We start from the raw sequence: 26,873 nt of genomic DNA on the forward strand, positions 1-26,873 counted from the left end.
CTTTTTTTTCGCTTTTTTTATTGTGGTTGTCCCATTTATCTCTTTTTGAATTATTTATGACCCTATTTCGCAAAAAATGACGAATCAGGCGATTGACAAAATGTAAACGCTTTATTACCCTTTGCTTGAGCAAACGTTTTCACAACTGTTGTTTCTTTTCTGAACAGACAGTGTAAAATGGTTATAACCCTTAATAGAGAAAGGAATTCAAACCCATGATCAAAGAAGCCATCTACCACCGCGCCATGTCCCCTTTCGTGTACAAGTATGACCGAGAAACGATACATATTCGCTTCCATACGAAAAGAAATGATATCCAATCTGTTGACTTAATTTGGAACGACCCATACGACTGGCACTCGGAAGACCCGGCCATGTGGAATTTCGACCCGGACAAGCCGAGCTTTTGGCGCACGTTCGAGACACCGATGGAAAAAATCGGCCATGATGATCAATACGACTATTGGTTCATCGCCATCAAACCGCCATTCCGCCGCCTCCGTTACGGCTTCCGGCTCCATGACGGCAATGAGACGGCCGTCTATACGGAAAAAGGTTGGTTCGAAGATAAACCGCTCGACGACACGGGCTACTATTTCTGCATCCCGTTCATCAACCCGGTCGACATCTTCCACGCCCCATCGTGGGTGAAGGACACAGTCTGGTATCAAATCTTCCCGGACCGGTTCGCGAACGGTGACCCTTCTAACGATCCCGAAGGCACGCTCCCATGGAATAGTACCGAACCGACGATCACGAACTTCTTCGGCGGCGACTTCCAAGGGATCATCGACCATATTGACCATATCGTCGATCTAGGGATCACCGGGATTTACTTCTGCCCGATCTTCAAAGCGACGACGAACCATAAATACGACACGCTCGATTATATGGAAATCGATCCGCAGTTCGGAACGAAAGAGCAGTTCAAACAACTCGTCGATCTTCTCCACGAGAACGGTATCAAAGTCATGCTCGACGCCGTCTTCAACCATGTCGGCTACAACCACCCTTGGTTCTTAGACGTCGTCGAAAAAGGACCACAGTCAGAGTACCGTGACTGGTTCTATCTTCGTGACTTCCCGATCGAGACGACGCCGAAGCCGAACTACGACACGTTCGCGTTCGAGAAGAACATGCCGAAGATCAATACGGAGCACCCGGCGTTGAAAGCTTATCTATTAGAAGTGGCCCGGTACTGGGTCGAAGAATTCGGCATCGACGGGTGGCGGTTAGACGTGGCCAACGAGGTTGATCACGCGTTCTGGCGCGATTTCCGTAAAACGGTCAAACAAGCGAATCCGGATGCGTACATCCTCGGTGAGATTTGGCACGATGCCCAGCCATGGCTCAAAGGTGACCAGTTCGATGCGGTCATGAACTATCCGTTTACGAACGCGAGCCTCAACTATTTCGCGCTCGACCGGACGTCCGCTTCCGAGTTTCGCAATGAGTTGACACGCGTCGAGATGATGAACACGACGAACGTGAACGAAGTGACGTTCAACTTGATCGACTCGCACGACACCCCGCGCGCCCTCACTCGGGCAAAAGGACATAAAGGGAAGTTCAAGTTGCTCATGACGTCGATGCTCACGTACACAGGAAGCCCATGCATCTATTACGGGGACGAGATCGGCCTCGAAGGTGAACAAGATCCGGGTTGCCGCCGTTGTATGCCGTGGGACGAAGCCGAAGAAGACCGCGAATTGTTCCGCTATGTGCAGAAATTGATTCGACTCCGCAAAGAGCATCCGGTGCTCGCGAACGGCGGCTCGTATCGTTTCAATCTCGTCGACGATGAGGATAACGCCCTCATCATCGAGCGTTGTACGAAAGATGAGACGTATTTGATATACTTCAATAACTCTGATTCCGTATCGAAACTTAACCCGCTCGGCCATACCGGAAGCGCTTACGACTTGCTGCGCGACCGGGATGTAGACTCGCTCGAAGTCGAGCTCGCACCGTACAGCGCCACGATTTTAAAAATGAAATAAATTCCGTTTTGCACCCGTTTCGGCGGGTGTTTTTTTTGTTGAAAATAATTTGCCAAATCCCTTTCTTTTTCATTTCAAAAGGAGTAACATGACCCTTGTGATTTTGACAACGTAAATATTTCATATAGAGAATTGTAGAAACAAGGGAGAATACAACATGCCGACAAAAGACACCGAACAGCTCAGTTTATTTAAAATCTCGTGGCCGATTTTCATCGAACTCGCACTTCATATGGGGACCGGGATCATCGCCACGCTCATGCTCGCCCATTACTCCGATGCTGCCGCTTCCGCGGTCGGCGTCGCCAACCAAATCTTGAACGTCTTCTTAATCGTCTTCAGCGTGACCTCGGTCGGTGCGACCATCTTGATCGGTCAAGCGATCGGCGCCAATCGGATGAAGAAGAGCCGTGACTTCGCCCGTTCCGCCGTCAGCTTGAACATGTGGCTCGGCGTGCTCATGGTCGCGGTCGTCTTCTTGTTCGGTGAGACGTTCCTCCGTTTGTTCGGCTTATCGGATGAGCTGTTCGACCATGGCCTGTTATTTTTGCAGATTGTCGGGTTGTCGCTGTTCACCGAAGCGCTCATCATGGCGCTCAGTTCCGTCCTCCGGAGCCACGGGATGACGAAGCACGCGATGCTCGCGACACTTCTCATCGATATCATCACAGCTGCCGGGGCGATGCTCGCCGTCATGGGCTGGTTCGGTCTCCCGGTCACGGGTGTCGCCGGCGTCGCATGGGCCATCGTCATCGCCCGCTTCTCAGCCATGGTGCTATTGTTCTGGATCGTCAAGAAGCGGCTCATGCTCCGCTTCCCGCTCAAGGAATTGATTCGTCCGAAACGTGACGACATTCGCGCCTTGCTCCAAATCGGCGTACCATCAGCCGGAGAGAACTTGTCATATCAGTTCTCGCAAATCATCATCACCGGTTTCATCGCCACGATGGGCGAGGCTTCCCTCGCCGCGCGGGTATACGTCATGAACTTGTCGATGCTCGCCTTCTTGTTCACGGTCGCCGTCGCGCAAGGGACGCAATTACTGATTGCCCGTGACATCGGCGGGAAACGATTTAAAGAAGCGTATACCCGCGCCGTTAAGACATTGAAGATTGCCATGTTCGCTTCACTCGTGGCGTCGCTCGGACTCGCCGTCTTCGGCAAGTCGCTGCTCGGCTTGTTCACATCGAACCCGGATATCATCGCCGTCGGGGTGCCGATTTTATGGGCGACGCTCATCCTTGAGCCAGGTCGCGCCATGAACATCGTGTTGATGGGATCGCTCAAGTCGGTCGGCGACGTTCGCTTCCCGGTCATGATCGGGATCGCCTCGATGTGGGGCGTTGCCGTCGTCTTCAGTTATTTGTTCGGACTCCAAATGGGACTCGGCGTCCTCGGCATTTGGCTCGCCTTCTCGCTCGACGAGTGGTTCCGCGGTTTCTTCGCCTTCCGTCGTTGGAAATACGGCACGTGGCAACAAAAAGGCTTCCAGTTCGAACCGAAGCCAACTTCATAATCAACCAAAAAGAAGCGGTCGCTGTGACCGCTTCTTTTTTCATCGATTTAGAAACGCCTGCATCGCCTGCCGATGAACGTCCGTCTGACCACATTTTCGTTGCCAGATGATCTCTTGCTCGAGACCGTCCTCGAACGAGTCGGCCCGGAATAACGCCTTCATGCCTTGCACCGCCGTCGGTGACTTGGCTGCGAGCGTCTCGGCATAGGCCGTCAACCGCTCCAAGTACGCCTCATCCTCGACGAGCTCGGTGACGAGACCGAACGTTTCGGCCTGTTCGGCGTCAATCGTGCTGCCGCTCCACATCCAAGCGAGCGCGAGATCGGGCCGCATCAAGCGCCGTAAGTGATACGGACCCCCGGCATCGGCGACAAGGCCGATCTTGATGAAGGCGGAACTGAACTTCGTCGACCGGGCGACGAGACGGACGTCCGCCGCGAGCGCCAGACTGAGTCCCGCCCCCGCCACGACCCCGTGAATGCCGGCGATGATTGGTTTCGGACAGTCGGCAAGCGCCCGCACGAGCGGATGGTACACCTCTTCCAAATACACCCCATAGTCGGCGTCACTCTCAATCGTCAAGTCCTGTCCCGATGAGAAGGCACGCCCTTGCCCGACGAGCACGATGACGTGGACGGCCTCATCCGCCACAAGCTGCTCCATCGCTTCCCTCGCCTCACGAAGCAACGTCTCATTTAATGCGTTCAATTTTTCCGGCCGGTCCCATTTCAGCCAGCCGACCCCGTTCCGCTGTTCCAGTTGAATCGTTTCCATCCCATTTCCCCCTTTACTAAAATGAATCACTATTCATTTCTATATCGTTCATTCTGTTTCCTTCTTGTCATAGAAACTTTCCGAGTTCGATTGCCCGACGCTACCACTATTTGCTATTCTTAAAAGAGTCGTTCAACGAAAGGGTGGGGCTGATGCAACTGACGAATGCCGCAAGACAATTGAAACAACGGAACATCCCGTTCACGTACCACTCCTACGAAGTGGACGCGTCCGACGTCTCCGCCAAACATGTCGCCGCGTCACTCGGTAAACCGCTCGACCAGCTCTATAAAACAATTTGTCTCGAGAATGAGCAACGGCGCTACGCCTTCTTCCTCATCTCAGGAGATTTAGATATCGATTTGAAAGCGGCCGCGAAAGCCTGGGGCGCCAAAAAAGCCTCCCCTGTCCCGATGAAGGAGCTCGAAACGCTGACCGGCTACATCCGCGGCGGTGTCTCGCCAATCGGGGCGAAAAAACGGTTTCCTGTCTTCTTGCATGATAGTGCCAGACAAAAAGATACGATCATCATCTCGGCCGGCAAGCGCGGCTACCAACTCGAACTCACACCGACCGATTTGCTCCGGTTCACGGACGGTCACTGGTTCACTCAATGACAAAGAAAGATGGAGGCAATATCTATGTGGAAAGAACGAATCCGCTCATGGATTCCTAACTCGTTTACGTTCGGCAACTTGTTCTGCGGCGTCTTGGCGATCGTTTATGCGGCGCGCGGTGACTTCTCGAACGCGACGCTACTCATCATCATCGCCATGATGCTCGACAGTTTGGATGGACGGCTGGCCCGTATGCTCGGCGTGGCCGGTGATTTTGGAAAAGAACTCGACTCGCTCGCCGATGTCGTCACGTTCGGGGTCGCCCCGGCGCTTCTCGCCTACTATACGTTTTTCATCGATTACGGCAACTACGGTCTCTTCTTCGCCGCCTTGTTCCCGTTGTTCGGTGCTTACCGCTTGGCCCGCTTCAACTTGTCGGCGACGAACGTCACGGCCAGTTACTTCTCGGGTGTCCCGATCACCGCGGCCGGTGGCTTGCTCGCCGTCGTGACGACGGTCGGGGACCAGATCAACGAGTTGCTCACCCCGATCTTCTTCACGGGTCTCGCTCTGCTCATGGTCAGCCGTGTCCGCATCCCGAGCTTTAAAGACGTGCCGCTCCCGCGCCACTCGTTCATCATCACGGTCAGCCTCATCTACTTGACGTACATGATTTTTGCCCGGTGGAAAGAATGGCCATCGTTCTGGTTCATCGCCGTCACGTTCTATGTCTTATTCATCGCTTTCTCGTTCGTCAAAAAACGAAAACGGATGGCGAATTGACGGGTCCCTCTCGAGGGACTCTTTTTTTTGCATGCATTTATTAGACGCAAGCCGCAAACCTCTCTAGAATGAGAATAGAGGTGATGAAATGAAAGTGTATCCATGGATTTGGAAATGGTTTTTGGTTTGGTATGTCGTCGGGGTCGTCCTCGTCGGCTTTGATTTGTTGCCGAGTTGGCTCGAATGGGCAAACCCGGTCTTCTTATGGCTCGCCGGTCTCATCGGCGGTTGGGTGATTGCGGACGGCGTCCGCCACGCCCGCCTGATCGTCCCGTTCATCTTCTTCGGTTCAATCGCTGTCGAGACGCTCGGTGTCAAAACCGGGTTCCCGTTCAGTGAGTACATCTACGCGGAGGCGTTCGGTCCGACCGTGTTCGGTGTACCGGTCACGATCGGGGCAGCTTGGCTCGCCGTCATCGGCTCGAGTTTTGCCGTCGCCCGCTTGTTCTCGTTCAAGAACCGGACGCTCTGGCTCGTCCCGTTCCTCGCCGTTTGGCTCGATATGGCGATTGACCCGGTCGCAGCAAACGTGAAAGGCTACTGGGAATGGGCCAATGACGGTCTGTATTATGATATCCCGACGCAGAATTTCGTCGGTTGGTTCGGACTGTCGCTCATTTTCTCTTGGTTGCTCGACCGGTTTGAAGTCGAAGCCGAGCCGATGTTACTCGGACACGGACGTTATTTGTTCGTCATGCTGCACGCCCTGTTCGGTGTCACGGCCGTCAACGCCGGTCTTTACGGCATCGGCGTACTCAGCGTTGTCACAGCCGCAGGCCTCATCTTGATAGAACGGAGGAGCCGACATGATCGAAGCGAGCAAAAAGAAATGGTTCAATAATTTGTTCTCGACGTTCGTCAAAGAACGTCAAATCCGTCCGTTTTTCCATACGATCCACGTCCGGGCCGATGACGTGCCGACACCAGGATTGTTTTTGAGCACACATAGCTCGTGGTGGGACGGGATGATTTTGCTCATGTTGAATGAATACTATTTGCGTCATGACGTTCACGTCTTGATGGATGAGGATGGGTTGCGCCGCTTCCCGTTCTTCCGTCACTTGGGCGCGTTCTCCATCAAAAAAGGCAAACTGTCGGATGTGCGCGCCTCGCTCGACTACGCCAATCGGCTCTTACTTGCAGGCAAGTCCGTCTGGGTGTTCCCACAAGGACGCGAGTATCCACAAGAGCATCGTCCGCTCGAGATTGGCTCAGGTGTGACGATGCTGCTCCACCAGCCGGAAGTCCGGCTATGCGCCATCTATTATACGTTCGCGTCGCACGCCGCTCCGCTCGTCTACGTGCGCTTCCGCAACCATACGGTCGTCTCCGAGACGCGGCGGCTTCAAAAACAAGAGCTCGCCGAAGCACTCGAACGCCTTTATGACGATACGCGCGATGATGTAATCAAGCAGTCCGACCGCTATATCGCCTTGTTCCCACCGAAGCGCAGTTTGGCAGATTGGACGGAGCACTTGCTCCAAATCGGAAGAGGCCGCTGATGGTGATTTTGTCGCTTACATTTTTGATGCTGCTGTTCACGTTGGTCAACTTGCTATTCCTCCGTCCGCTCACCGCACCCATCCCAGCTCCTCCGACCGCGGTGTGCATCCCACTGCGGAACGAGGAACGGAACGTGCCAAAACTCATCACGAGTTTGAAGGCCGCCTTGACGGATGAAAGCCACGTCTATTTATACGAGGACCGGTCCGAGGATGCTACATACGAGGCACTCGTCCGGGAAATCGCGGACGATGCCCGCTTCACCATTTTCCGTGGTGTGCCGCTCCCGGAAGGTTGGGCCGGCAAAGTCCACGCGTGTCACCAGCTGGCGACCCGGACGACCGAACCGTACGTGTTGTTCCTCGATGCCGACGTGACGATCGACCCGACGTTCATCGGGCGACTGCACGGCACACTCGCCCGTGAAGGGGCGGTCTTCTTGTCAGGTTTTCCTCGTTTCCCGACACCAACGTGGCTCGGGAAACTGTTGATTCCGATGCAACACGTCTTGATCGCCCAACATTTGCCGTTGTTTTGGCGAAAGGTGCGTCATCCCGCCTTCGCCGCCGCCAACGGAATGAACGTGCTCGTGGAACGGAAAAGTTATGACGACGTCGGTGGACACGCCTCGATCCACAATTCATTGATCGATGATATCGATCTGTGCCGTGAGTTCAAGCGACGCAAAAAAGTCACGTCGCTCGTCAACGTCTCGCCTTACATCACATGTGACATGTATGCGACGAATGAAGAAGTGTGGAACGGGTTTTCAAAAAACGTATTCAAGGGAATGAATGAAGCAGTGGGCATCGCCCTTTATTTCTTCTTATACTACGGCACCCAGCTGTCTGCTTTCATCGCACTCCTCGTCCGCATGGACTGGATCTCGTTCTTGGCGTGCGTGTTCGTCTTGCTCGCTCGACTGGCGATCGACGTCAAATCGGGAGGACGCCACTTTTGGCTCCATCCGTTCAGCCTCATCGCCTACTTGTTGCTCCTCGCGAGCGCGGTCGTGCGCAAATGGCGACGAAAGCCGATTTCATGGAAAGGCCGGACGTATCAATAATCTCGCTAGGAGGCACAACATGAAACATATCGCTATTATCGGGGCCGGGCTCGGCGGCTTGAGCGCCGCCGTCACCCTTGCCGCCCGCGGTTACGACGTGACCGTCATTGAAAAGAATGAACACGTCGGCGGAAAGCTCATGCCGATCATCACCGATGGACACCGGTTCGACTTCGGGCCGAATACGATTACGATGCCGGACGTGTTCCGCTCCGTCATTCGCAACAGCGGGGCCAACCCGGATGACTATTTTGAGCTCGTCAAACTTGAGTCGCACACGGTCAATCATTTCTCTGACGGTTCGACGTTCACGTTTCATTCAGACCGCGAGAAAATGGAAGCCGAGGTACGCCGTCTGACCGGCGATAAGGCCGACAAGAATCAATTGACCGACTACTTAGACGAGGCGGAGAAGTTGTTTGAAATCGCCAATAACCGGTTCTTCACACGGATGGATTCAAAAATCGATACCGGCCTTTGGGCTGACATGATGAAAGTGCATCCGCTCAAGAGCCTTCATGCGCTCCATAAGAAGTATTTTAAAGACCCACGCATCATCCAGGCGCTCGACCGCTATGCGACATATATCGGCAGCAGTCCGTACGTCACACCCGGCACGTTCGCGCTCATCTCGCACCTGGAGCTGAATGATGGCGTCTATTTCGCCAAAGGTGGGAACTGGACGATCGCGAAAGGCTTCGCCAAACGGGCGAGCGAGCTTGGCGTCGAGTTCCGGCTCGGTCATGAAGTCACAAAAATCGAAGTGACGAACGGAAAAGCGCATGCGGTCGTCATCGACCATGAAGAAGTCATGTCTTGTGACGCCGTCTTATTGAACGGAGAACTGCTCACGCAGTATCCGCGACTCGTCGATGCTTCTGACCGTCCGTCGTTCCCGGTACCGACGCGTGACACGATTGAACCATCGGTGTCCGCTTTCGTCATCATGGTCGGCTTGAACAAGCGGTTGAACTTGGCGCATCATAACGTCTACTTCTCAGACGACTACGAAGCGGAATTCCGGGCGCTGTTCGACGAGGAACGGTATGCCGATGAGCCGACGATTTACATCTCGAACTCGGCCCATACCGACCCTTCGATGGGAGAAGCTGGCGACAACTTGTTCATCCTCGTCAATGCGCCGGCCCATATGACCGACATCGATGCCGAGACGTATGAACATTTGATTCGCCGACGCCTCCGGAAATTCGGCGTTGAATGGGAAGATCGCGATGTCGTCTTCCATCGCCGTGTCACCCCGCTCGACTTGACGCGTGATTTTTACGCATATTACGGGGCACTCTATGGGACATCGGCCAACTCGAAAAAAGGAGCGTTCTTCCGACCTTCCGCTCGTTCGGAAGATGTGTCCAACATTTGGTTCGCCGGAGGCTCGACCCACCCTGGCGGCGGTAGCCCGATGGTGACGCTTTCAGGACAATTTGCGGCCCGGTCGATGTTAGAGGACATACCTCTGACAATTTGAACATTTTGTGAACAGAAGATTCGACACTTGTCGACACGGGACAGACGTGATAATATCATATTCGAGTTCAAGCAGTTTTGTAACGTTTGTTACACCTGTAGCGATCGAATGGCTTCCCCGAGCCTATCGCGTTTTGAACTTGTCACACCCGAGAAAAAAGTGATGAGCGAGTTTCCCCACTCGTATCTCGCAGCTGGAACAGCATGCATCTGATGTTCCCCCTTAGTCCATCAAGCATCCTGCTTCAGCGAAGATGCCCCATCGTTTCATTCCCTATGAAACGAGGCACATCTTTAGGGTTCATCACGTCCGATTCGTTCGTTTCCCCGATGAACGAATCACACAACGCTTACACCACTTTTGGTCCCCCGCCAAAAGTGGTTTTTTTGTGCAGACGGTTTGTCAAATTAAGCGCAACACTTCCTCCGCGAAGGCCTCGTGTGCGGTCTTCCAGCCGAGACATTTCCTCGGCCGCCCGTTGATCTTGGCGAGCGCGTCCACGATCTCTCCCTGGCCGACCGTCGCGAAGTCCGATCCTTTCGGGAAGAACTCGCGCAGGAGGCCGTTGGCGTTCTCGTTGCTGCCGCGCTGCCAGGACGAGTACGGGTCGGCGAAGTACATCGGCACGCCGAGCGATGCCCGGACGCGCTCGTGACAGCTGAACTCCTTGCCCCGGTCCGTCGTCGCCGTCCTGAACGTGCCCGCCGGGAAGGCGGCGTGGACCGTGTGGATCGCTTCCTCCATCGAGGCCGCGCTACGGTCCGTGATCGGCAGCGCGAGGTAGAACCGGCTCTTGCGCTCGACGAACGTGGCGACGCAGGCCTTCGATTTCCCGCGCCCGGAGACGACGGTGTCGAGCTCCCAGTGCCCGAACGTTTGGCGCCCCCTGACCTCCGAAGGCCGTTTCGAGATGGACAGCCCGACATTGAATCGCCCGCGTGTCTCCACCGGTTTCCGGCGCTTGCCCTTCTGACGGAGCACGGTCGTCGGCACGTCGATCAAACCCACATAGATCCATCGATAGATGGTCGAGAAGGCGATCCTGCCGCTGAAGAGCCGCCCCACGATCTGTTCCGGGGACCAGGTCGCCCGCAGTTTCTCGATGATCGTCAGACGCATCATGTCGTCGAGCTTCGTCTTGGCGCCGCAGTTCGCTTTCGCCCTCACGTAGCGTTCCTGTGCACGGTCCGACTTGTACCCGGGGTTCCGTCTGATCTCCCGCGAGACGGTCGAGGGCTGTCGCCCGAGCCGTCTCGCGATGGACCGTACGGACATCCCGAGCTCCAGATAGGTCTCTATTTTCACGCGTTCGGCTGTGGTAAGATGGGTGTAGCTCATAGCGATTCCTCCGTCTGAATGTTTGTGTGGTAACTTCATTCTACACGAGGCCGTCGCTATGGGCTTTTTTGCGTTCACGTTCAGGTGTTGCACTTAATTTTATAATTCATCGTGCACAAAAAAGGCAGCCGTTTTGCGACGGCTGCCTGATTTTATAACTTGGCCAACAGTTTCCCTTTTTGAATCGTCGAGACAAACGCCCGCTTCGTGAAGACGTCGTGCCCATTCTGCCGGGCCGCGTCCAAGATGCCTTCATAGAGCAATCCCGCCGCACTGACCGGCTTCCGGCTCGTCGCAGGATATAAGTGATGGGTCTCCCGGGCCCGAGCGTATAGGTGTTCGGCCCGGCGCGCCATCGTCTCCCAGACGTCGATGAACGCCGGGGTCACTTGCCGCGCGAACAAATCGGCTTCCGCGACACCGAACTCGGCGAGCAACGATTGTGGGACATAAATCCGATCTCGATCGAGGTCTTCCCCGACGTCACGCAAAATATTCGTCAACTGCATCGCGATGCCTAAGTCGATCGCACCTTGTTTCAACTGGTGCCGTCCCGTCGCATCCACGTCCGGAGCGAGGATCGGCAACAGCATCAAACCGACGGTGCTGGCCGCATAGTAACTATATTGCTCCGTCTCCTCGAGCGTCGCGTAGCGCGTTTTATGTAAGTCCCACTTCATGCCTTCAGCCAATTCAAAGAACGGTTCGACGTCCATGTCGTACCGTCCCCAAACGTCACGCAACGCCACCCAGAGCGCATCGGTCAGATGTTCACCGGCCAAGAAGCGATCGAACTCGGTCAAAAAGTCCGTCAAGCTCTCTTCAGGACGGTCGGATTCATCGACCGCGTCATCGAGCGTCCGACAAAACGCATAGACCGCGGCCACGGCCTGACGGTCTGGTTTGGAGAGCAAAGAAAAGGCCCGATAAAACGTGAGCGAGCCTTTTTTCATTACGTCTTCACAGTGACGATACGCTTCTTGTGTCGTCATGGTACAATGCCCCCATTTCTTCTTCCATTCTCTTCACTAACAGCTGCGAGCCGATCATGACGATCGGGACGCCTCCGCACGGATGCACCGATGCTCCGACGGCGTAAAGTCGGTCGATGTGCGCGTACGGGCGAGCCTGTGGTTTGAACGCGGCCGATTGGGCCAATTTCGGGGCGATGCCGAAGCTCCCGCCTTCAAATAACCCAAATCGTTCCGCATCCATCGGCGTCCGAACTTTCATCTCAATGACACGATCCCTGAAGTCGGGGACTATCTGTTCGATCCGACCAATCAAATGCTCGATCGCACCGCTCGTTTCAAAGTCCTCACGCTCCAATTTACGTGGGACCGGCACGAGGACATAGAGAACGCTCGTCCCGTCCGGTGCCAGCGTGTCGTCCATCAAAGACGGATTGAACGTATACATCGCCGGATACTTGCTTAGTTTACCATCTTCGAAGATGGTCCGCATCGACCCGGCAAAATCATTCGGCAAGTCGAATTGGTGGATCGGTAAATCGATGTCCCCGGTCACGGTGAAGTAAAGCAAGAGCGTCCCGCTCGACGGTTCGTATGATTTCGGCTTAACGCCATCAATCAACCGTTCCATGAGGGGAAAATCACCGTTGACGACGACCACATCATACGGATGAACGACACCATCCACGATGACCGCGTTCGCCCGGCTTTGTTCCACCTGCACCCGTTCGACGTTCGCGTTCAACTCGAACTTGACGCCGCGTCGTCTCAACTCTTGTTCTACTTTCGTCGCAAGTGAGAAATATCCTCCCTTGACGTACCAGATTCCTTCTTCTTGTTCGCGGTACGGGATCAAACCATAGAGGGATGGGGTATCATATGGGTTCCCACCAATATAGAGCGTTTGGAGGCTGTAGGCGACGCGCAGACGCTCGTCTTTGAAGAAGCGTTTCATGTTCTCGTGGGCCGTCTCATACGCCTTCAAGCGCATGAGGAGCATCAATAGTTTCGGTTCGAACAAATCGGTCTTGCCTTTATAGCCCCGGTCTAAGAATACATCGAACCCGAGGCGATACTCTTCTCGTTTTTGAGTCATATACTTTCTAAAGCCGTCGCCCTCGTTGAACAGACGGTCGATTTCGGCCGCCTGACGTTCGATGTCACGGTATTTGTAGAACGTCGTGCCATCCTCGTAACGGAGGCGATAAAGCGGGTCGACCTCGATCAACTCGAGCTCTCGCTCCGGAAAACCGGCCTCGAGGAGCTGACTTTTCAATTTTCCGGGCAATAAGACGATGGTCGGCCCTTCATCGACGCGGGCGCCGTTCTTGAACTCGACATAATTGAGCCGGCCGCCGACACGAGCTTCTTTTTCATAGATGGTCACGTCCAGCGACGGATATTTGTGGGTCAGGAGCAAGGCCGCGTAAAGCGACCCAATGCCGGCACCGACGAAACTGATGTTCATTGGCCGACACCTGCCCGGTCACGCAACAGGTTGGCGGTGATGCGCGCCGATTCAAAAATCGTTGGCAGTCCGCTGCCTGGATGTGTCCCACCGCCGACGAGCCAGACGTGGTCGAGCTCCTCGAACTGGTTATGAGGACGGAAATACATCATCTGTGACAAGTTATGTCCTAAGTTGAACGTCGCCCCTTCATAGACACCGAACGCTTCCCAATCGTTTGGCGTGAGCGGCTGCATCACCTCGATATGGTTCCGGATCTCACGATACGGCGAACGAGTCTCAAGTGCATCGAGGACGCGCTCGGTCATCGTCGTCTCGAGCGTCTCCCACGGTAAATTCGACAGGTTGTTCGGCACCGGGACGAGCACATAAAGCGAGGATTTCCCTGACGGTGCGAGTGTTGGATCAATCCGTGAAGCATTTTGGACATAGAACGAGAAGTCTTCGCTCAGCTTCAGGTCTTGCGTCATCTCTTTCACATTACGCTCGTAGTCGTCGGCGAAATGGATCGAATGGTGCGCGACATCATCATAGACACGGTCGAGTCCAAGATAAAGCATGAACGTCGAACACGAGTAGCGTTTCTTCTTCAGCTGTTTTGGACTCCAACGTGTGAGTGCGTCGCTTGGGACGAGTGTCGTCATCGCATGTGCGAAGTCGGCACCGACAATCACTTCGTCAAAGGCATAGTGGACATTGTTCGCTACGAGTCCGTTGACGCGTTTCCCGTCGAGCAAGAGCCGGTCGACGCCTTCCTCGAGACGAATCTCCCCACCCTCTTCTTCGATGACACGGGCCATCGCTGTGCAGAGTTGATTCACGCCGCCAATCGGGTGATGGACGCCGTAAGCATGTTCCATATACGACAAGATTGAGAAGCCACCCGGACAATCCCACGCCGACATGCCGAGGTATTTCGCTTGGAACGTGAACGCGTACTTCAGCTCTTCGCTCGTGAAATACTCCGACAAGACGTCGTATAACGACTTGCCGATCGATAAGAACGGGAGCGCCTTCAAGACGCGTGTCGCCACATAATCGGTCAATTTGTCATGTGCCGTCTGGAGCACCGGCATCAGTTTCGACAGCTTGATGGCTTGTTCGGCCATGAAGCGTTCGTACCCTTCCCCGTTGCCTGGGAACTGCTCTTCAATCGCCTGATGCATTTGATCGCGATCGGTCGTCATCGATAGGATCCGATTTCCTTTATCAAAATAAAGATCATACATCGGCTCGAGTCGTTTCATCTCGACATAGTCATGTAAATCTCGACCTGTCTCTTCGAAAATCTCTTCTAAAATGTATGGCATATTTAAAAAAGTCGGGCCACGATCGAACGCGAATTCTCCGACTTGCAGACGCGACGTCCGTCCACCGACGAACGCCTGCTTCTCAAACACTGTTACTTTCACACCACGGCTTGCGAGCAGCATGGCGGCCGCAAGTCCTCCCGGTCCGGCACCGATTACGGCGACTCTTTTTTCCGACACGTTGAACAACTCCCTATGTGAAAAGTCTCTTATGCTTCTATCCCATTATAGAAATGACTGGAGAAAAGTTCAAATCTGAATCGGCTCGTCGTGTGTCCGCGATGTGTCAATTGTCGCGTTTCGCGATGACAATGTACCATGACCCTTCTGGGATGAACGGGATGAAACGGACGTTGTCAAAGCCGACCTTGTGCATTTGACGACGTAACTCACGAATCGTTGGGAGCGGATAGAGGTTATCATGCAACGTCATGAACGCATTGAACGCTGAGGCAAATCGAGCACCGAGCGGCGTCTCGGCGAGCGGAGTGACGAGTACCGCGACACCAGCTTCGTCTAAGTTTTCGAGCATCCGTCCGAGCAGTTCGATTCGTTGTTCCGGAGAGAAATAATACAACATATTATTCATCATGACGGCATCAAATCGTTCGTCGTGATCCCACTCCATAAAATCGGCTACTTCATAGCGAATCTCACCGGACTCATCTTGTTCCCGCGCCTCTGCGATCACGTCTTCCTCGAGATCGATGCCGGTCAACTGCCAATCGGGTTCGAGTCCGTGCAGTTTGCGTAAGTAACCCCCGTGGCCGCACCCGATATCGAGCATCGTCTTGACGTCGGCTTGCCGCAACAGCTGCTGCACGACCGGGAACGCGACCGTCTCGACGAGCGTCGACGTCTGTGCGACGACCTGGCCATGTGTCGCCCCATCGAACGTTTTCTGTTTGCCCGACTCTAAAAAGTCAGGATATGCGATGAGTGCCGGAATATGAAGTTCCATCATCTCTTGGAGCATAAAGCCGATGCTGCGCTCATCTTCGTGCGACAACTGATATTTCAAACTACGGGTCGGGAAATAGCGCCAACCTTTCTTCTTCAAATGGCGCACGGCGACCCCGACGTCGAGCCAACGCTCGAGCGCGAGTTTCGTCAACGGTTGCTTCAAGCGAAGCGTCATCTCCGCAAAGCTCGCCCCGCCTTGGAGCGCATCGAACAACCCATATTTATAGCCGATATATCCGTGCCAGAGCGGCAGGAACGATTCGGTTTGTTTCATCCATCTGCGTGCGTGCAAGACGCGTGACCATTCATTCATCTGTTGTTCCATCGTTTCACCTCATCATCGTTATCACTGATTTTTTTATTTTCCCCTAATAATTTACGGACAAACAAAAAAATCCCACTCCGATGTGCGAAGTGGGAATCAAACTTAAATGAAGTTGCTGAAGAACGACTGTCCATACGGCAACGCATAGCCGATGAAGATTGTCACAAGCGCGAGAATCGCAAAACCGCCGAACATCGTGCCCGCAGGTTTGTTCTTCTTCACACGGATGAGCGTCATCTCACCAAAGATGAGTGTCAAGAGTCCGACCGTGATCTTCACGTGGTAGAACATGCCGCCTTCGAGTAATTGAAGATACAAATAAAGTCCCGTGCCGAACGCGACGAGCAACATGAGTCGAAACGCCATGTGGGCGATCTTCCCGCTCTTGTTGGCATTTTTGTAGCCGATATAGGCGACAGCGAACAAGACGAGTAACAAGACCCAGCTCGTGACGTGCGTGTGTAGAAATGCAATCAATGGCATTCTAAGTCCCCCTTTCCATTATGTACAACCTCTATTGTACACGAGTCGCTCTGATTACGGTCAAGCAGGACACTGAAAAATCTGATCGCCTATCAAAAAGACGCCTGATCGAGGAATGATCAGGCGCCTTGTCGTATTTCATTTATTAAGCTGTCGTTGACTCTTGTTCGCGAACCGCGTATTCGAAGCTCGGAATCACGACCGTGAACGTCGACCCTTGATGTTGGACCGACTCGACATGAATCTGTCCGGCGTGACCGCGCACGATCTCTTGACAGATCGGAAGACCGAGTCCGGTTCCGCCGATTTCTCGGCTATCGGAATTGTCGACCCGATAGAACTTGTCGAAGAGACGGTCGAGCGCGTCGCTCGGAATACCGATACCTTGGTCCTTCACTTTAATCGACACTGATTGATCGTGGTGGGCCAATTCGACGGTGATCTTTCCGCCGCGCGGTGAATACTTCACGGCGTTCGAGAGCAAGTTGCTCATCAACTGCTTGAACTTTTGACAGTCGGCGAACAGTTCATACGGTCGGTCATCGGCTGTGACGAGCTCGAACTGGTGTTTCAACGATGACGCCTCATAGAACGTCATCATATCGCGAATGACCGGCTCGATATCGAGCTGTTCGCGGTCGTACATCTGACTGCCGGCTTCCATCCGTTGCACGTCGAGGAAATCGTTGACGAGATGCGTCAGGCGCTCCGTCTCGGCGTGAATCGTCTGCAAGTACTTCGCTTGCTTCTCGTTCGGCAACTGCTTCTTGACCATGAGTTCGGTGAACCCGTAGATCGACGAGAGCGGTGTCCGCAACTCGTGAGAGATCGTCGAGATGAATTCGCTCTTCAAGCGTTCCGCCTCGGTCTCGCTCGTGATGTCACGGAAGACGAGCAACGTCCCTTTCGACAACCCGCCGACGACGATGCGTTCCGCATACATCTGCAAGTTCATCTCGCCTTTACGGATTGAGAAGCTGACGCTGTCATGCGGGAAGTCGTCGGTGAAGAGGCGATCGGTATACTTCAAGAAATCATCTTCTTGGTCGACTGTCGTCGAAATCGTCTCTCGCCATTCGTTCCACGACAGTTCCGCGAGTTCTCTCGACGTGATCTCATCGAGTTCAGGGAACATTTCATAGAGTGGTCGGTTGACGAAGACATCATCGGTCGAATGCTCGACATAGATGACCGCCTCGCGAATCGAATCGAGGATCCGTTCCGTCTTCCCTTTCTCACGGGTCATCTCTTCAAACAGACGCATCCGGAGAAGCGAGAGCGACAACTGACGAGCGAACGACATGATGTCACCCATCTGTGTCTGCGTAAAGCGATCTTTATAGCGGACGAGATAGATGAACGCGATGATCGAGTCATCTGTCGGGTCATGGACCGGTACAGCCGTCTCATACATATAGTATGGGTACGGGAGCGGGTGGTCGCTTGCGACTTGTTTCGACGAATGGACTGTCGTCCGAAGCGTCATCGCCCGCGTCAAGACTGAGTTCTCGCTGTCGAGCAACTGACGCGTGAGCGTCTCGTTCAATCCGTGGCTTGTGATTGAGAACGAGCCTGTCGCATCGACAAATACGAGGGCGCCGACTTCGGAGTCGGTGATGGCGACCAGTTTCTCGATAATCTCTGGGTAAGCCGTCAACGAATCGCGGGCCGCGAGCGTCTCGGTCAACTCGTTGCGGTAAGCCAAGTGTTGCTCGTTCTGTTGCGTCTGCTCCAAGATTTCTTCAAGTTCTTGCTGTTGCGCTTGAAGCTCTTCTTGTTGAGCAATCAACTCTTCTTGTTGCGCTTGCAACTCGTGGTTCTTCTCAATCAAGTGACGTTCGTTGTCACGAAGCGTCTCGGCCATTTTGTTGAACGACCGTGACATCGTCCCAATCTCATCTTCACGCTCCATCTGGTCGCTCAAATCGACGATCTCGCCTTTAAGCAGACGGTCCGATGCGATCGAGAGACGTGAAATCAAACGCGTTTGACGGCGCAAGAACGGTTGGATGAACAATAAAATCAAGGCCGCGAACGACAAAATGCTCGCAATCCACAAGAACTGAAGAATGTCGTTATTCAACTTCCAAGCATCGTACACTTTTTGTTTCTCGCTATTCATCAAAGATTTATAATCTGACAATGATGTCTCAATCTGTTGAATCGGTCCGAGCGTATCAATCCCGCGCTCTGGGCTGTACGGGACGACGCCCTGCTCAATCAAACGCTGGGCGGTCGGTAAGCCTAATACGGTCTCCGGGTCAATCGTATCTTCGGTAATCTCACCTTCTGCCCGCAATTGACCGTACTCCGTCGTCACCGGAAGGATGACACCGAAATAGAAGTCATGAAACTCTTGCAAGTCCTCCGCGAAAATCTCACCTTGCTTCGTCTGGACGACGCTCTTGAACCAGTTTATTTCTTGTTGGAACTCGTTCTCTTTCTCTTTAGCCCGCTCGAGCGCCTCCGTATCACCAAAGACGAGATAACCTCGAGCCTCATATTGGACGCCTTGCCAGTCGTCCCAAAGCGTATTCAGACGTTCGATGCGTTGATCGACGTCTTGTAGCCGTCGTTCGCTCTCCGCGACACGTTCTTCCATGTACATATACATGAAAATCGAGCCGACGAGCGCGAGCGCGAGGAACGAGTAGAGGACGACCATGAGGTCGCGACCGAGTTTTTGTTTAAACCATCTGTTCAATTCACGATGCCTCCTATAATCTTCACCAATTCAAGTGGACTGAACGGCTTCGAAATAAAGTAGTCGACGCCAATCTCATTCGCGCAATCACGATCAGATTGTTGGCTCTTCGCCGTGAGCATCATCACTTTCGTATGTTGACGTCCTGGCAGTTTTCGTACTTTCTCAATGACCTCAAGACCGGTCATGCCTGGCATCATATGGTCGACAATCACGAGGTCGTACTCGTTCTGTTCGATTAGCCGATAGGCTTCAAGGCCGTCTGGCGCTTCATCAATGTCATATCCTTCATCTTCTAATGTATCTAAAACAAGCATGCGTAATACTTCTTCATCTTCTGCTAGTAAAATTTTTACCATGACGATTCCTCCATTTTTTATCCCATTCCATTATTTTAACGGATTCAGTTCGTAATCACAAAAAATAAGGGTGTACGGTGTATAACCGTACCCCTTTTTCTTCACAACGTCTACATTATAATACAACAATTTCCTGCAATTCGAGCGAATAAATGAGCATCTGCCCGACCGTGATTCCCCAAATCGCCTCAATCGCCTCACGATAAAGCGAGAGTTGGACGTGATAGCGGTCACGTAACATCTGTTTTGCCGCGTCACGGGAGTCGCTCGAGAAAAGCACAGAGTCCGATTTATAATCGAGAAGTACATACGTCTCTCCGTCATAAAACAGACAATCGATAATCCCTTGGATCAGCACGTGCTCGTCGGTGAACGTCCCCGTTGGATTGACTCGCTCGGCCGGGACCGTGTACGTGAATGGTAGCTCACGCCAACCTGTCCCAGTTTGAAGCGCTGCTGTCAACGCGCGTCCCGTTTCCGAGGCAAAGAACGCCTCGATTTCAGGACTCGCAAGCCGTGCCGTTTCGGACTCGACCGGGCTGAGCATGCTTTCCGCTTCCCAGCGGTCGATTTGGACATCGAGCGGCTCGGACGGGTCGATCAATTGGAAGACGAGATGTAGCGTTGTCCCCCGTTCGGCTCCTGTCTGCTGAGATTGCTTCCATTTTGGTTCTCGATACGGGGTGTCCGTCGCCCGGTACGTCTCTTCGAACGCAGCCTGTTCAAGCTGGAGCGCCCGCTTCAATTCGGTCACCGTTTGTTTGGCCGCTGTCTCGGTCGCAGCCTGTGCCGGATAGGCGTAGGCGAACGCCTTGTGGACGAACTCACTGACGTTCGCTTCGTCTTTGACCGGAAAATCGATCGCCTCGAACTGTTTGACGTGATGGAGCTGCGCCATCATCTCTTGGAGCGTGGCGACTTCTGCCAAATCTCCCTCACCGATGATGCGATACGTCCACGGTGTCGCTTCTTGTTGCGGAGCGATAACCGGCAAGCCCTGTTGTTCTAAGAACGAGGCAGCCCCTTCAAGTTTCAGGAGTGCCGGAGCGACCCAATCGAGATACGTCTTCGCGTCACGACGCGCATCGGCCGATAAAGTCGTCCCGGTTTGCTCGACGTGCAACCATTGCCCAATCTGTTTCCCAGGCTCTTTGACCGTCCCGACCAAAATCAGTTTTTCTTTCGCGCGCGTGAGCGCGACATACAAGACGCGCATCTCTTCGGCTTTCATCGTCGCATCGAGATCGCGGCGAATCATCTCTTTGACGAACGTCTCCGTTTTCGTGCGCGTGACGACGTCAATCGCGTCGAGGGAGATTCCGTAACGTTTATGGAAGATGACGCGCTGCATTTGATCGCGCTTGTTGAACTGCTTCCCTAGCTGAGCGACGATTGTAACCGGGAATTCCAGTCCTTTCGACTTATGGACAGTCATGATCCGGACGACGTTTTCTTCTTCACCGAGTGAACGCGCCTCGGACAAGTCCTCGCCGTTATCCTGAAGCCGATCCATCACGCGGAGGAAACGATACAAGCCACGGTAACCACTCCGCTCATACGACAACGCCCGGTCATAGAGCGCCTTCAAGTTTTCTTGGCGCCCTTTCCCGCCTGGCAGTCCGCCGGCAAAATCATAAAATCCTGTGTCGTTGAACACTTGTTGAATCAATTCTGACAAGCTGTGGTTGCGAGCGAACGTGCGCCACGCTGATAACGCGTCGAGGACATCGCCACACTTCAGACCGAGATCGTCCTCATCATCCGCTTTCGCTTTGAGCGCCTCAAAAAACGACTCTTCCGACTCAAGGCGGATTTTCGCCAACTCTTGGTCGCTGAACCCGAACATCGGCGAGCGAAGCGCCCCGGCGAGCGGGATGTCTTGGAGCGGGTTGTCGATCAGTTTCAACACTGCGAGCATCATCCGAATTTCCGTCGCTTGGAAGTATCCCCCGTCCGAATCGGTGTAGGCCGGAATGTTGTACTGTGTCAAAATATCCATCAACTGTTCGACCCGCTCTTTCTTTGAACGGACCAAGATGACGATGTCACGATATTCACACGACCGGAGCAAACCTGTCGCTTCATCGGTCACTTTGAACGGTTCCTCGCCCGAGACGAGCTCTAAAATCCGGGTCGCGATGGCCCGGCCTTCGAGTTCTTGTTTCGACAAGTCGCGGCTCTCCCCGTTGACGAGAATGAGTTCAGGACTCGCCTCGAGCGCCTCATAATCACGCCCCGGGACGAGACGCGCCGCCTCATCGTATTCGATTTCGCTCACTTCCTCGTCCATCAACCGGACGAACAAATCGTTAATGCCGTGAAGTACCTCGGCTCGGCTTCTGAAGTTTTGGGACAAGTCGATCCGTTGTCCCGACCCATGCTGTTTGAAGCGCGTCGCCTTCTCGATGAACAAGCGTGGTTCGGCATGGCGGAACCGGTAAATCGACTGCTTGATATCGCCGACCATGAACAGATTTCCGACATGCTCGACTTCATTGCTGACAAGCCCGATGATCGTCTCTTGAATCTCGTTCGTGTCCTGATACTCATCGATCAATACTTCGGCGAAGCGTTGCTTGTAAAGCGAAGCGACCGAAGATGGTCCTCCCCCGTCTCGTAAAATGGAGAGCGCATAATGCTCGAGGTCGCTGAAGTCGACAAAAGCACGGTCCCGCTTCGCCTGTTCATAGGCGGCACCGAACGTCCGAACGGTCTTAACGAGCGTCTCGACGAGCGGACGTTGTGTCATCAACACGTCCAAATAATCTGCCCCACTCGTGCTCGCTTGGGCGATGGCTTCACTTAACTTCTTCTTCGCCTGATCGTATGCCGGCTTCAATACCGTGTGATAGACGTGATGTTCTTCTTTCTTTTGAACGGATTTCATCGTCCCGAACTTGACGGCGCGGGAAGCTGTCTCGAGCTCGCTCCACTTGAACGAGTCCGGATCGAGATTCGCAAATGGTAAAATCGCCTGTTGCACGTTCTCGGATTGCGCCTCATAACCGGCGAGCCGAAGTTCGATGGCGACGCGACGGAGCTGACGCAATGCTTTTTCGATGTCTCCCCAAAGCAGGCGCCCGAATTCAATCAACAGTTGTTCCTCATCAGGATCCCCATCGAACTGATACAACGACACAAGTTCGTCCAAGTACGCTTCCGGGTCCGGTAGCGTCCGTGCATAGTGATAGAGACCGAGAATCAATTCCTCGATCTCACTGTCCCCGCGGTCCGACGTATAGGCGTCAATCAAAGCGAAGAAAGCTTGGTCTTGTTGACCGTACGCCTCCTCGAGCACATCTTCGAGCACATCGTCCTGCAAGAGCACCAAGTCCCGTTCCTCGGCGATTTTGAACGCCGGGTCGAGGTCGAGCAAATAATAATTCTCCCGAATCACTTCGAGACAGAACGAGTGAATCGTCGTGATGAGTGCCCGGTTGAGCATTTGGCGTTGCTTTCGAATATATGCGTTCTCGGGATCATCACGGAGTGCCCCGTCGAGTGCTTTGGCGATTCGACGTTTCATCTCGGCCGCCGCCGCATTCGTGAATGTGACCACGAGCATGCGGTCCGCCGTCAATTCGTCCGTCTCATCCAAGAGACGGCTCGCGAGCCGTTCCACGAGGACGGCCGTCTTGCCGGAACCGGCTGCCGCCGAGACGAGCACGTGCGATCCTCTGGCATCGATGGCCGCTTGTTGGTCATTCGTCCACTTCATCGACGTCACCTCCTAATCTTGACAAGACGTCATCTTTTTCTAATTTCTTCAATTGCCGTGGCTCATTAGACAGCGCCTCATCAAAGTGACAGACACTTTGGAACGGGCACGTCTGGCAGGGCCGGCGCTCTTTATATTCATATGGCTCGACTCCGATTTCACCGTCATACATCGCCTCGGCGCTCGCCTCCGCCAAATTAAGGGCATGGTCCATCAATTGCTCGAGCTGTGGCGGGGAGACGACTTTTTTCGTCGTATTCGCATCGATCGTCCCGTCTTTCTTGTACTTGACGGGGATGACGATTGATTTTTTCTGATCGAGTTTCGCCGTCCGGTCCATCGCCTCTAAAATGGCAGGATCGTCGACGAGCAATCCTTGCATCTGATACGACTCGAGCACCTTCCGCTCGGTGTCCGTGTCCGTCTCGCCCGGTGCGACGAGCGGCCGGTGGACGTGGAAATAAAGCGCCGCTGCTGGGGCGACATTCTCTTGCGTCCACGCGTTCGCCTGCTCGATCAGCACTTTCAAGTAGATGAGCATCTGCATGGCGAGCCCGTAATAGATTTCGGCGAAGTCGATTTCTCGTTTGCTCGACTTATAGTCGACGATCCGGACGTAGAGCTGATCATGGACCGAGGCCGTGTCAACGCGGTCGATGCGACCGACAAGTTCACACGTCGCCCCGTTACTGAGCGTGAACGACACGGGCGGGAAATTGCCGCTGCCGAAGGCGAGTTCGAAAGCGACGGGGTCGAATCCGTCCCGTTTCGATTGCTCGATCAATACTTCCGCCGTCTTGCTGACGACATCGGTCAATTTCTTCTTCAAATAGCCATACCGGTTCGAACTCATCAAAATCGCATTTTGAATTTCCGGCGTGACGAGTTCGACGGCCGCCTCGGCGAGTGACGAACACTCGTCGCGGCTCACATCCCGCCATTCTTTCCCGTCCATTTTCACGGTCTGGGACATATGCTCGATCGTGCGATGGTACAAGTTTCCGATATCTGGCGCTTCTAACCGATACAGGCGACGTTCTTTCAAACGGAGCCCATAGCTCGCAAAGTGACGGAACGGACAAGCTTGGAACGTCTCGAGCCGTGAGACGCTCGCTCGAATCGAGTTTGTATAAAGTGACTTGGCGACATCTTCCGGCAACGGTTGTGGCACGTTTTGATAGAAGAGTGCACTCGTCAATAAGCGAATCCGTTCGCGGCCTTCCGGATGTTTCAACAGTTCGTTGTACACCGTGAACCACGTATCTTGAATCGGATAATGCCGGCTGAGTCGTTGCAGTTCGAGCGCTGTCACCGCTGCCGTTTGATTCACGTTCGTGATAAAAGATAACTGGTCGCTCGGGCGATGTTCCCCGGCTTCCGCGAAATGGGTCGTCACGACTTTCCCGCCACTGAGGCGGGCTTTTAGGTCAGCGATAAAACTCGCCGGTTGAATCGCCTTGCCGGCCCGGTCGACGAGGGCATAGCTGACGAACACACGATGGCTCGGTGCCGTGAGCGCCTTGTATAAATAGTACGTCTCGTCATCAAATAAATGCTCGGTCGCTTTCCCGGCCCGAACGCCGTTGTCATGCATGAAATCAAGGTCCTGGTCGGTCAACAGTTTCGACTGGGTCGCTACGAGCGGGATTTGATCTTCGTTTGCCCCGAGTAAGAAGACGACCTTTTTATCAATCAAGCGGCCCCGGACGTAATCAGTGACCGTCAATTGGTCCAGAGATGGCGGGACGAGCGCGTAGCGCAAACTGTCAAGCCCGGTATCCATCATCTGCAGGAACAGTTCGGTCGAGAGCGTCTCATCTGGCGCCGCCGCTTCCAACTGCTCGAGCAAGTGCAACACGGCATCCCACACTTGGGTATGTTCTCTCGCTTCGAGCAATCTTGATTCCTCGAGCGCCTCCTCGCGCCAATAGGCGAGACAAGACGCCACATCAACCCGTTCTAAAAAGGCATAGATGGCGTGCGTGTAAGCTTGCATCGTCTTCGCCGCTTTTAAATCGGCCAACAGCGGGTCGAACGTGTCAACGACGGTTTGGCGGTAACGATTGAGTGCCGTCTCCAAGTCAAGTTCTTCCCCGGTCAGCCGCGCCTCTTCTTCGGCTCGGCGTCGCAAATACCAATCCTCGTGCCAGTGATAGTGTTTGATCCCGCGCTCGATGACGAACGCCTCGAGTCGGTCGACCGACGTGCGTCGATGCTCCGCATCGAGCAAAATCAGTTCGGTTTTGAGCGCCCGAAACACCGGTTCTTCCCGGTAGCCGCGCATCGCGACCTCAATCGTCGCCTTCAGTAATTCGACGACGGGATGATCGAGCATCGGTTGCCGCTCATCGAGGAAGAACGGCAACTGCATTTTTCGGAGCGCTTGTGTCGCCAAGTCGCCGTACTCCTCAAGCGAGCGTGACACGAAAGCGATATCGCGATAGCGGAATCCTTCCTCCCGGACGAGCCGCACGACCTCACGGACGGCTGCCTCGACTTCTACCGACCGGTCGACGGCCGCGTTCAACACCACGTTCGAATCAGGACGCGTGTATGGAGCTGCCGTCACTTGCCCGAACGTCGCCTCGAGATAGGCCAGGCTCGGATGTTGGAAGCGCGGAGATCCTGTATGAGGGTGGTCGTTTGACGAGAGACCGCGCTCGGCCAACAGCTCTTTGAAACGCATGAGTGTCCGTTGCGTCGGTCCGAACGACGGATGAGGCCGATAGAGCGAATCCGGGTCAATCGTCAACAGCACGTCGAGCGGCGCCTTCTCCGCTAAAGCGACGAGCACGGCTAGCTCCTGTTCCGAAAATTCATTGAACCCATCGACATAAAACTGCGTCCCGGTCAAATCGATGTCCGGCAACAGTTGTAGCAACACGTTGAAATAGTCTTCCGCGTGGAGCGATTTCCCTTCCGTCATCATCAAGAAACCCTCGTAAAGAATCGACAAATCTTGGAGTTTGAGGGACCGATGTTGGTCTTGCTCGCTTAAGCGGAGCAACTGCTCGGGATCGACGAGGCCGCGCTTGAGGAGCGTGATCAACTGGTTCAGTTCCTCGTAAAAGCCGAACTGGTTCATCGTCCGGCGGAACAACGTCAATCGTTCCTCGTTCATCTCGACGACGCGGCGCAACAGCAAGTGCGTCCCTGTCTGATCTAAAAACTGTTCGGTCGCGACGCCCCGGTCGCGCATCATCAAAAAGGCGAGTCGACGCATTGATAAGACTTGAATCCGGGTCGACCCGTTCAAGCCGTCCGTCATCGCCATCTTCCGTTCCATCTCAAACGACATTTGGTCTGGGACGAGCATATAGATGGTCGGTCCGCTCGGATCACGCTTCAGCTCTTCGATGACATGTTTCGTCATCCATTCGCTTTTTCCGCTCCCGGAACGCCCGACATGAAAAGTGACCGTCATTTAGGCGAACACCCCTTCCCTTTTTTCTTTATTATGACCCATTCGACCTCGTTTGTAGAGGGAAATCCTTCAACAGCCCGGGAAGAAAATTGACCAGCCCGCTTCAGTCCCCTTTTCCGCAAAAA

Annotated in this window: 19 protein-coding genes; 8 read left to right on the forward strand and 11 right to left on the reverse strand. The window is 54.1% G+C overall.

The genetic code is table 11. The features are described from left to right. Positions 1–215: 215 nt before the first annotated feature. Both FED52_RS10625 and FED52_RS10630 read left to right on the forward strand, forming a co-directional pair. The gene (locus tag FED52_RS10625) at positions 216–2,000 is read left to right on the forward strand and encodes a glycoside hydrolase family 13 protein (protein WP_034776602.1); all 1,785 of its coding nucleotides are present in this window, start codon (positions 216–218) and stop codon (positions 1,998–2,000) included. A 157-nt stretch (positions 2,001–2,157) separates the two neighbouring features. Then, positions 2,158–3,516, forward strand: a complete 1,359-nt coding sequence (locus FED52_RS10630; protein WP_034776600.1) for an MATE family efflux transporter — start codon at positions 2,158–2,160, stop codon at positions 3,514–3,516. 39 nt (positions 3,517–3,555) lie between these two features. On the opposite strand, the gene FED52_RS10635 is transcribed toward FED52_RS10630, so the two are convergent. Then, a complete protein-coding gene (locus FED52_RS10635; RefSeq protein ID WP_138859858.1) occupies positions 3,556–4,290 on the reverse strand; it encodes an enoyl-CoA hydratase/isomerase family protein in 735 nt (244 codons plus the stop codon). A 152-nt stretch (positions 4,291–4,442) separates the two neighbouring features. Here FED52_RS10635 and ybaK point away from each other — a divergent pair, with 152 nt between their 5' ends. The 6 genes from ybaK (at position 4,443) to FED52_RS10665 (ending at position 9,685) form a co-directional block, all read left to right on the forward strand. After that, positions 4,443–4,907, forward strand: coding sequence for a Cys-tRNA(Pro) deacylase (gene ybaK / locus FED52_RS10640; RefSeq protein WP_034776595.1), 465 nt, complete (start codon positions 4,443–4,445; stop codon positions 4,905–4,907). A 24-nt stretch (positions 4,908–4,931) separates the two neighbouring features. Next, on the forward strand, positions 4,932–5,630 hold the full coding sequence (gene pssA / locus FED52_RS10645) for a CDP-diacylglycerol--serine O-phosphatidyltransferase (protein WP_138859859.1): 699 nt from the start codon (positions 4,932–4,934) through the stop codon (positions 5,628–5,630). 88 nt (positions 5,631–5,718) lie between these two features. Beyond that, positions 5,719–6,471, forward strand: coding sequence for a carotenoid biosynthesis protein (locus tag FED52_RS10650; RefSeq protein ID WP_034776593.1), 753 nt, complete (start codon positions 5,719–5,721; stop codon positions 6,469–6,471). Further along, positions 6,437–7,132 (forward strand): lysophospholipid acyltransferase family protein, encoded by a 696-nt coding sequence (locus FED52_RS10655; protein ID WP_034776590.1) that lies wholly within the window; start codon positions 6,437–6,439, stop codon positions 7,130–7,132. The genes FED52_RS10650 and FED52_RS10655 overlap by 35 nt, the downstream gene beginning before the upstream one ends. Then, on the forward strand, positions 7,132–8,199 hold the full coding sequence (locus FED52_RS10660) for a glycosyltransferase family 2 protein (protein ID WP_138859860.1): 1,068 nt from the start codon (positions 7,132–7,134) through the stop codon (positions 8,197–8,199). The genes FED52_RS10655 and FED52_RS10660 overlap by 1 nt, the downstream gene beginning before the upstream one ends. Positions 8,200–8,218: 19 nt before the next feature. Further along, entirely contained in the window at positions 8,219–9,685 is a 1,467-nt protein-coding gene (locus FED52_RS10665; protein WP_034776586.1) for a phytoene desaturase family protein, read from the forward strand. 402 nt (positions 9,686–10,087) lie between these two features. Here the strand turns inward: FED52_RS10665 and FED52_RS10670 are convergent, their stop codons facing one another. From FED52_RS10670 to addB, 10 genes are all read right to left on the reverse strand, one after another. Beyond that, positions 10,088–11,023 (reverse strand): IS30 family transposase, encoded by a 936-nt coding sequence (locus FED52_RS10670; RefSeq protein ID WP_138858923.1) that lies wholly within the window; start codon positions 11,021–11,023, stop codon positions 10,088–10,090. A gap of 152 nt (positions 11,024–11,175) precedes the next feature. Then, positions 11,176–12,015, reverse strand: coding sequence for a phytoene/squalene synthase family protein (locus FED52_RS10675; RefSeq protein ID WP_138859861.1), 840 nt, complete (start codon positions 12,013–12,015; stop codon positions 11,176–11,178). After that, a complete protein-coding gene (locus tag FED52_RS10680; protein WP_138859862.1) occupies positions 11,984–13,462 on the reverse strand; it encodes a phytoene desaturase family protein in 1,479 nt (492 codons plus the stop codon). The genes FED52_RS10675 and FED52_RS10680 overlap by 32 nt, the downstream gene beginning before the upstream one ends. After that, positions 13,459–14,985, reverse strand: a complete 1,527-nt coding sequence (locus tag FED52_RS10685; RefSeq protein ID WP_138859863.1) for a phytoene desaturase family protein — start codon at positions 14,983–14,985, stop codon at positions 13,459–13,461. Before FED52_RS10685 ends, FED52_RS10680 begins: the two co-directional genes overlap by 4 nt. Before the next feature lie 73 nt (positions 14,986–15,058). Then, a complete protein-coding gene (locus FED52_RS10690; protein ID WP_034776575.1) occupies positions 15,059–16,060 on the reverse strand; it encodes a class I SAM-dependent methyltransferase in 1,002 nt (333 codons plus the stop codon). A gap of 102 nt (positions 16,061–16,162) precedes the next feature. Further along, positions 16,163–16,543, reverse strand: a complete 381-nt coding sequence (locus tag FED52_RS10695) for a YisL family protein (RefSeq protein WP_034776573.1) — start codon at positions 16,541–16,543, stop codon at positions 16,163–16,165. A gap of 145 nt (positions 16,544–16,688) precedes the next feature. Continuing rightward, positions 16,689–19,247 carry a sensor histidine kinase gene (locus FED52_RS10700; protein WP_138859864.1) on the reverse strand — a complete coding sequence of 853 codons (2,559 nt, stop codon included), beginning with the start codon at positions 19,245–19,247 and terminating at the stop codon, positions 16,689–16,691. Further along, complete coding sequence (locus FED52_RS10705) at positions 19,244–19,606, reverse strand: response regulator (protein WP_021066686.1); 363 nt, start codon at positions 19,604–19,606, stop codon at positions 19,244–19,246. Before FED52_RS10705 ends, FED52_RS10700 begins: the two co-directional genes overlap by 4 nt. A 115-nt stretch (positions 19,607–19,721) precedes the next feature. Continuing rightward, positions 19,722–23,324: a helicase-exonuclease AddAB subunit AddA gene (addA, locus tag FED52_RS10710; protein ID WP_138859865.1), complete on the reverse strand. Its 3,603-nt coding sequence runs from the start codon at positions 23,322–23,324 to the stop codon at positions 19,722–19,724. Continuing rightward, entirely contained in the window at positions 23,308–26,748 is a 3,441-nt protein-coding gene (gene addB / locus FED52_RS10715; RefSeq protein WP_138859866.1) for a helicase-exonuclease AddAB subunit AddB, read from the reverse strand. The genes addA and addB overlap by 17 nt, the downstream gene beginning before the upstream one ends. Positions 26,749–26,873 lie beyond the last annotated feature (125 nt).

This window comes from Exiguobacterium mexicanum, assembly GCF_005960665.1.
Classification (GTDB): domain Bacteria; phylum Bacillota; class Bacilli; order Exiguobacteriales; family Exiguobacteriaceae; genus Exiguobacterium; species Exiguobacterium mexicanum_A.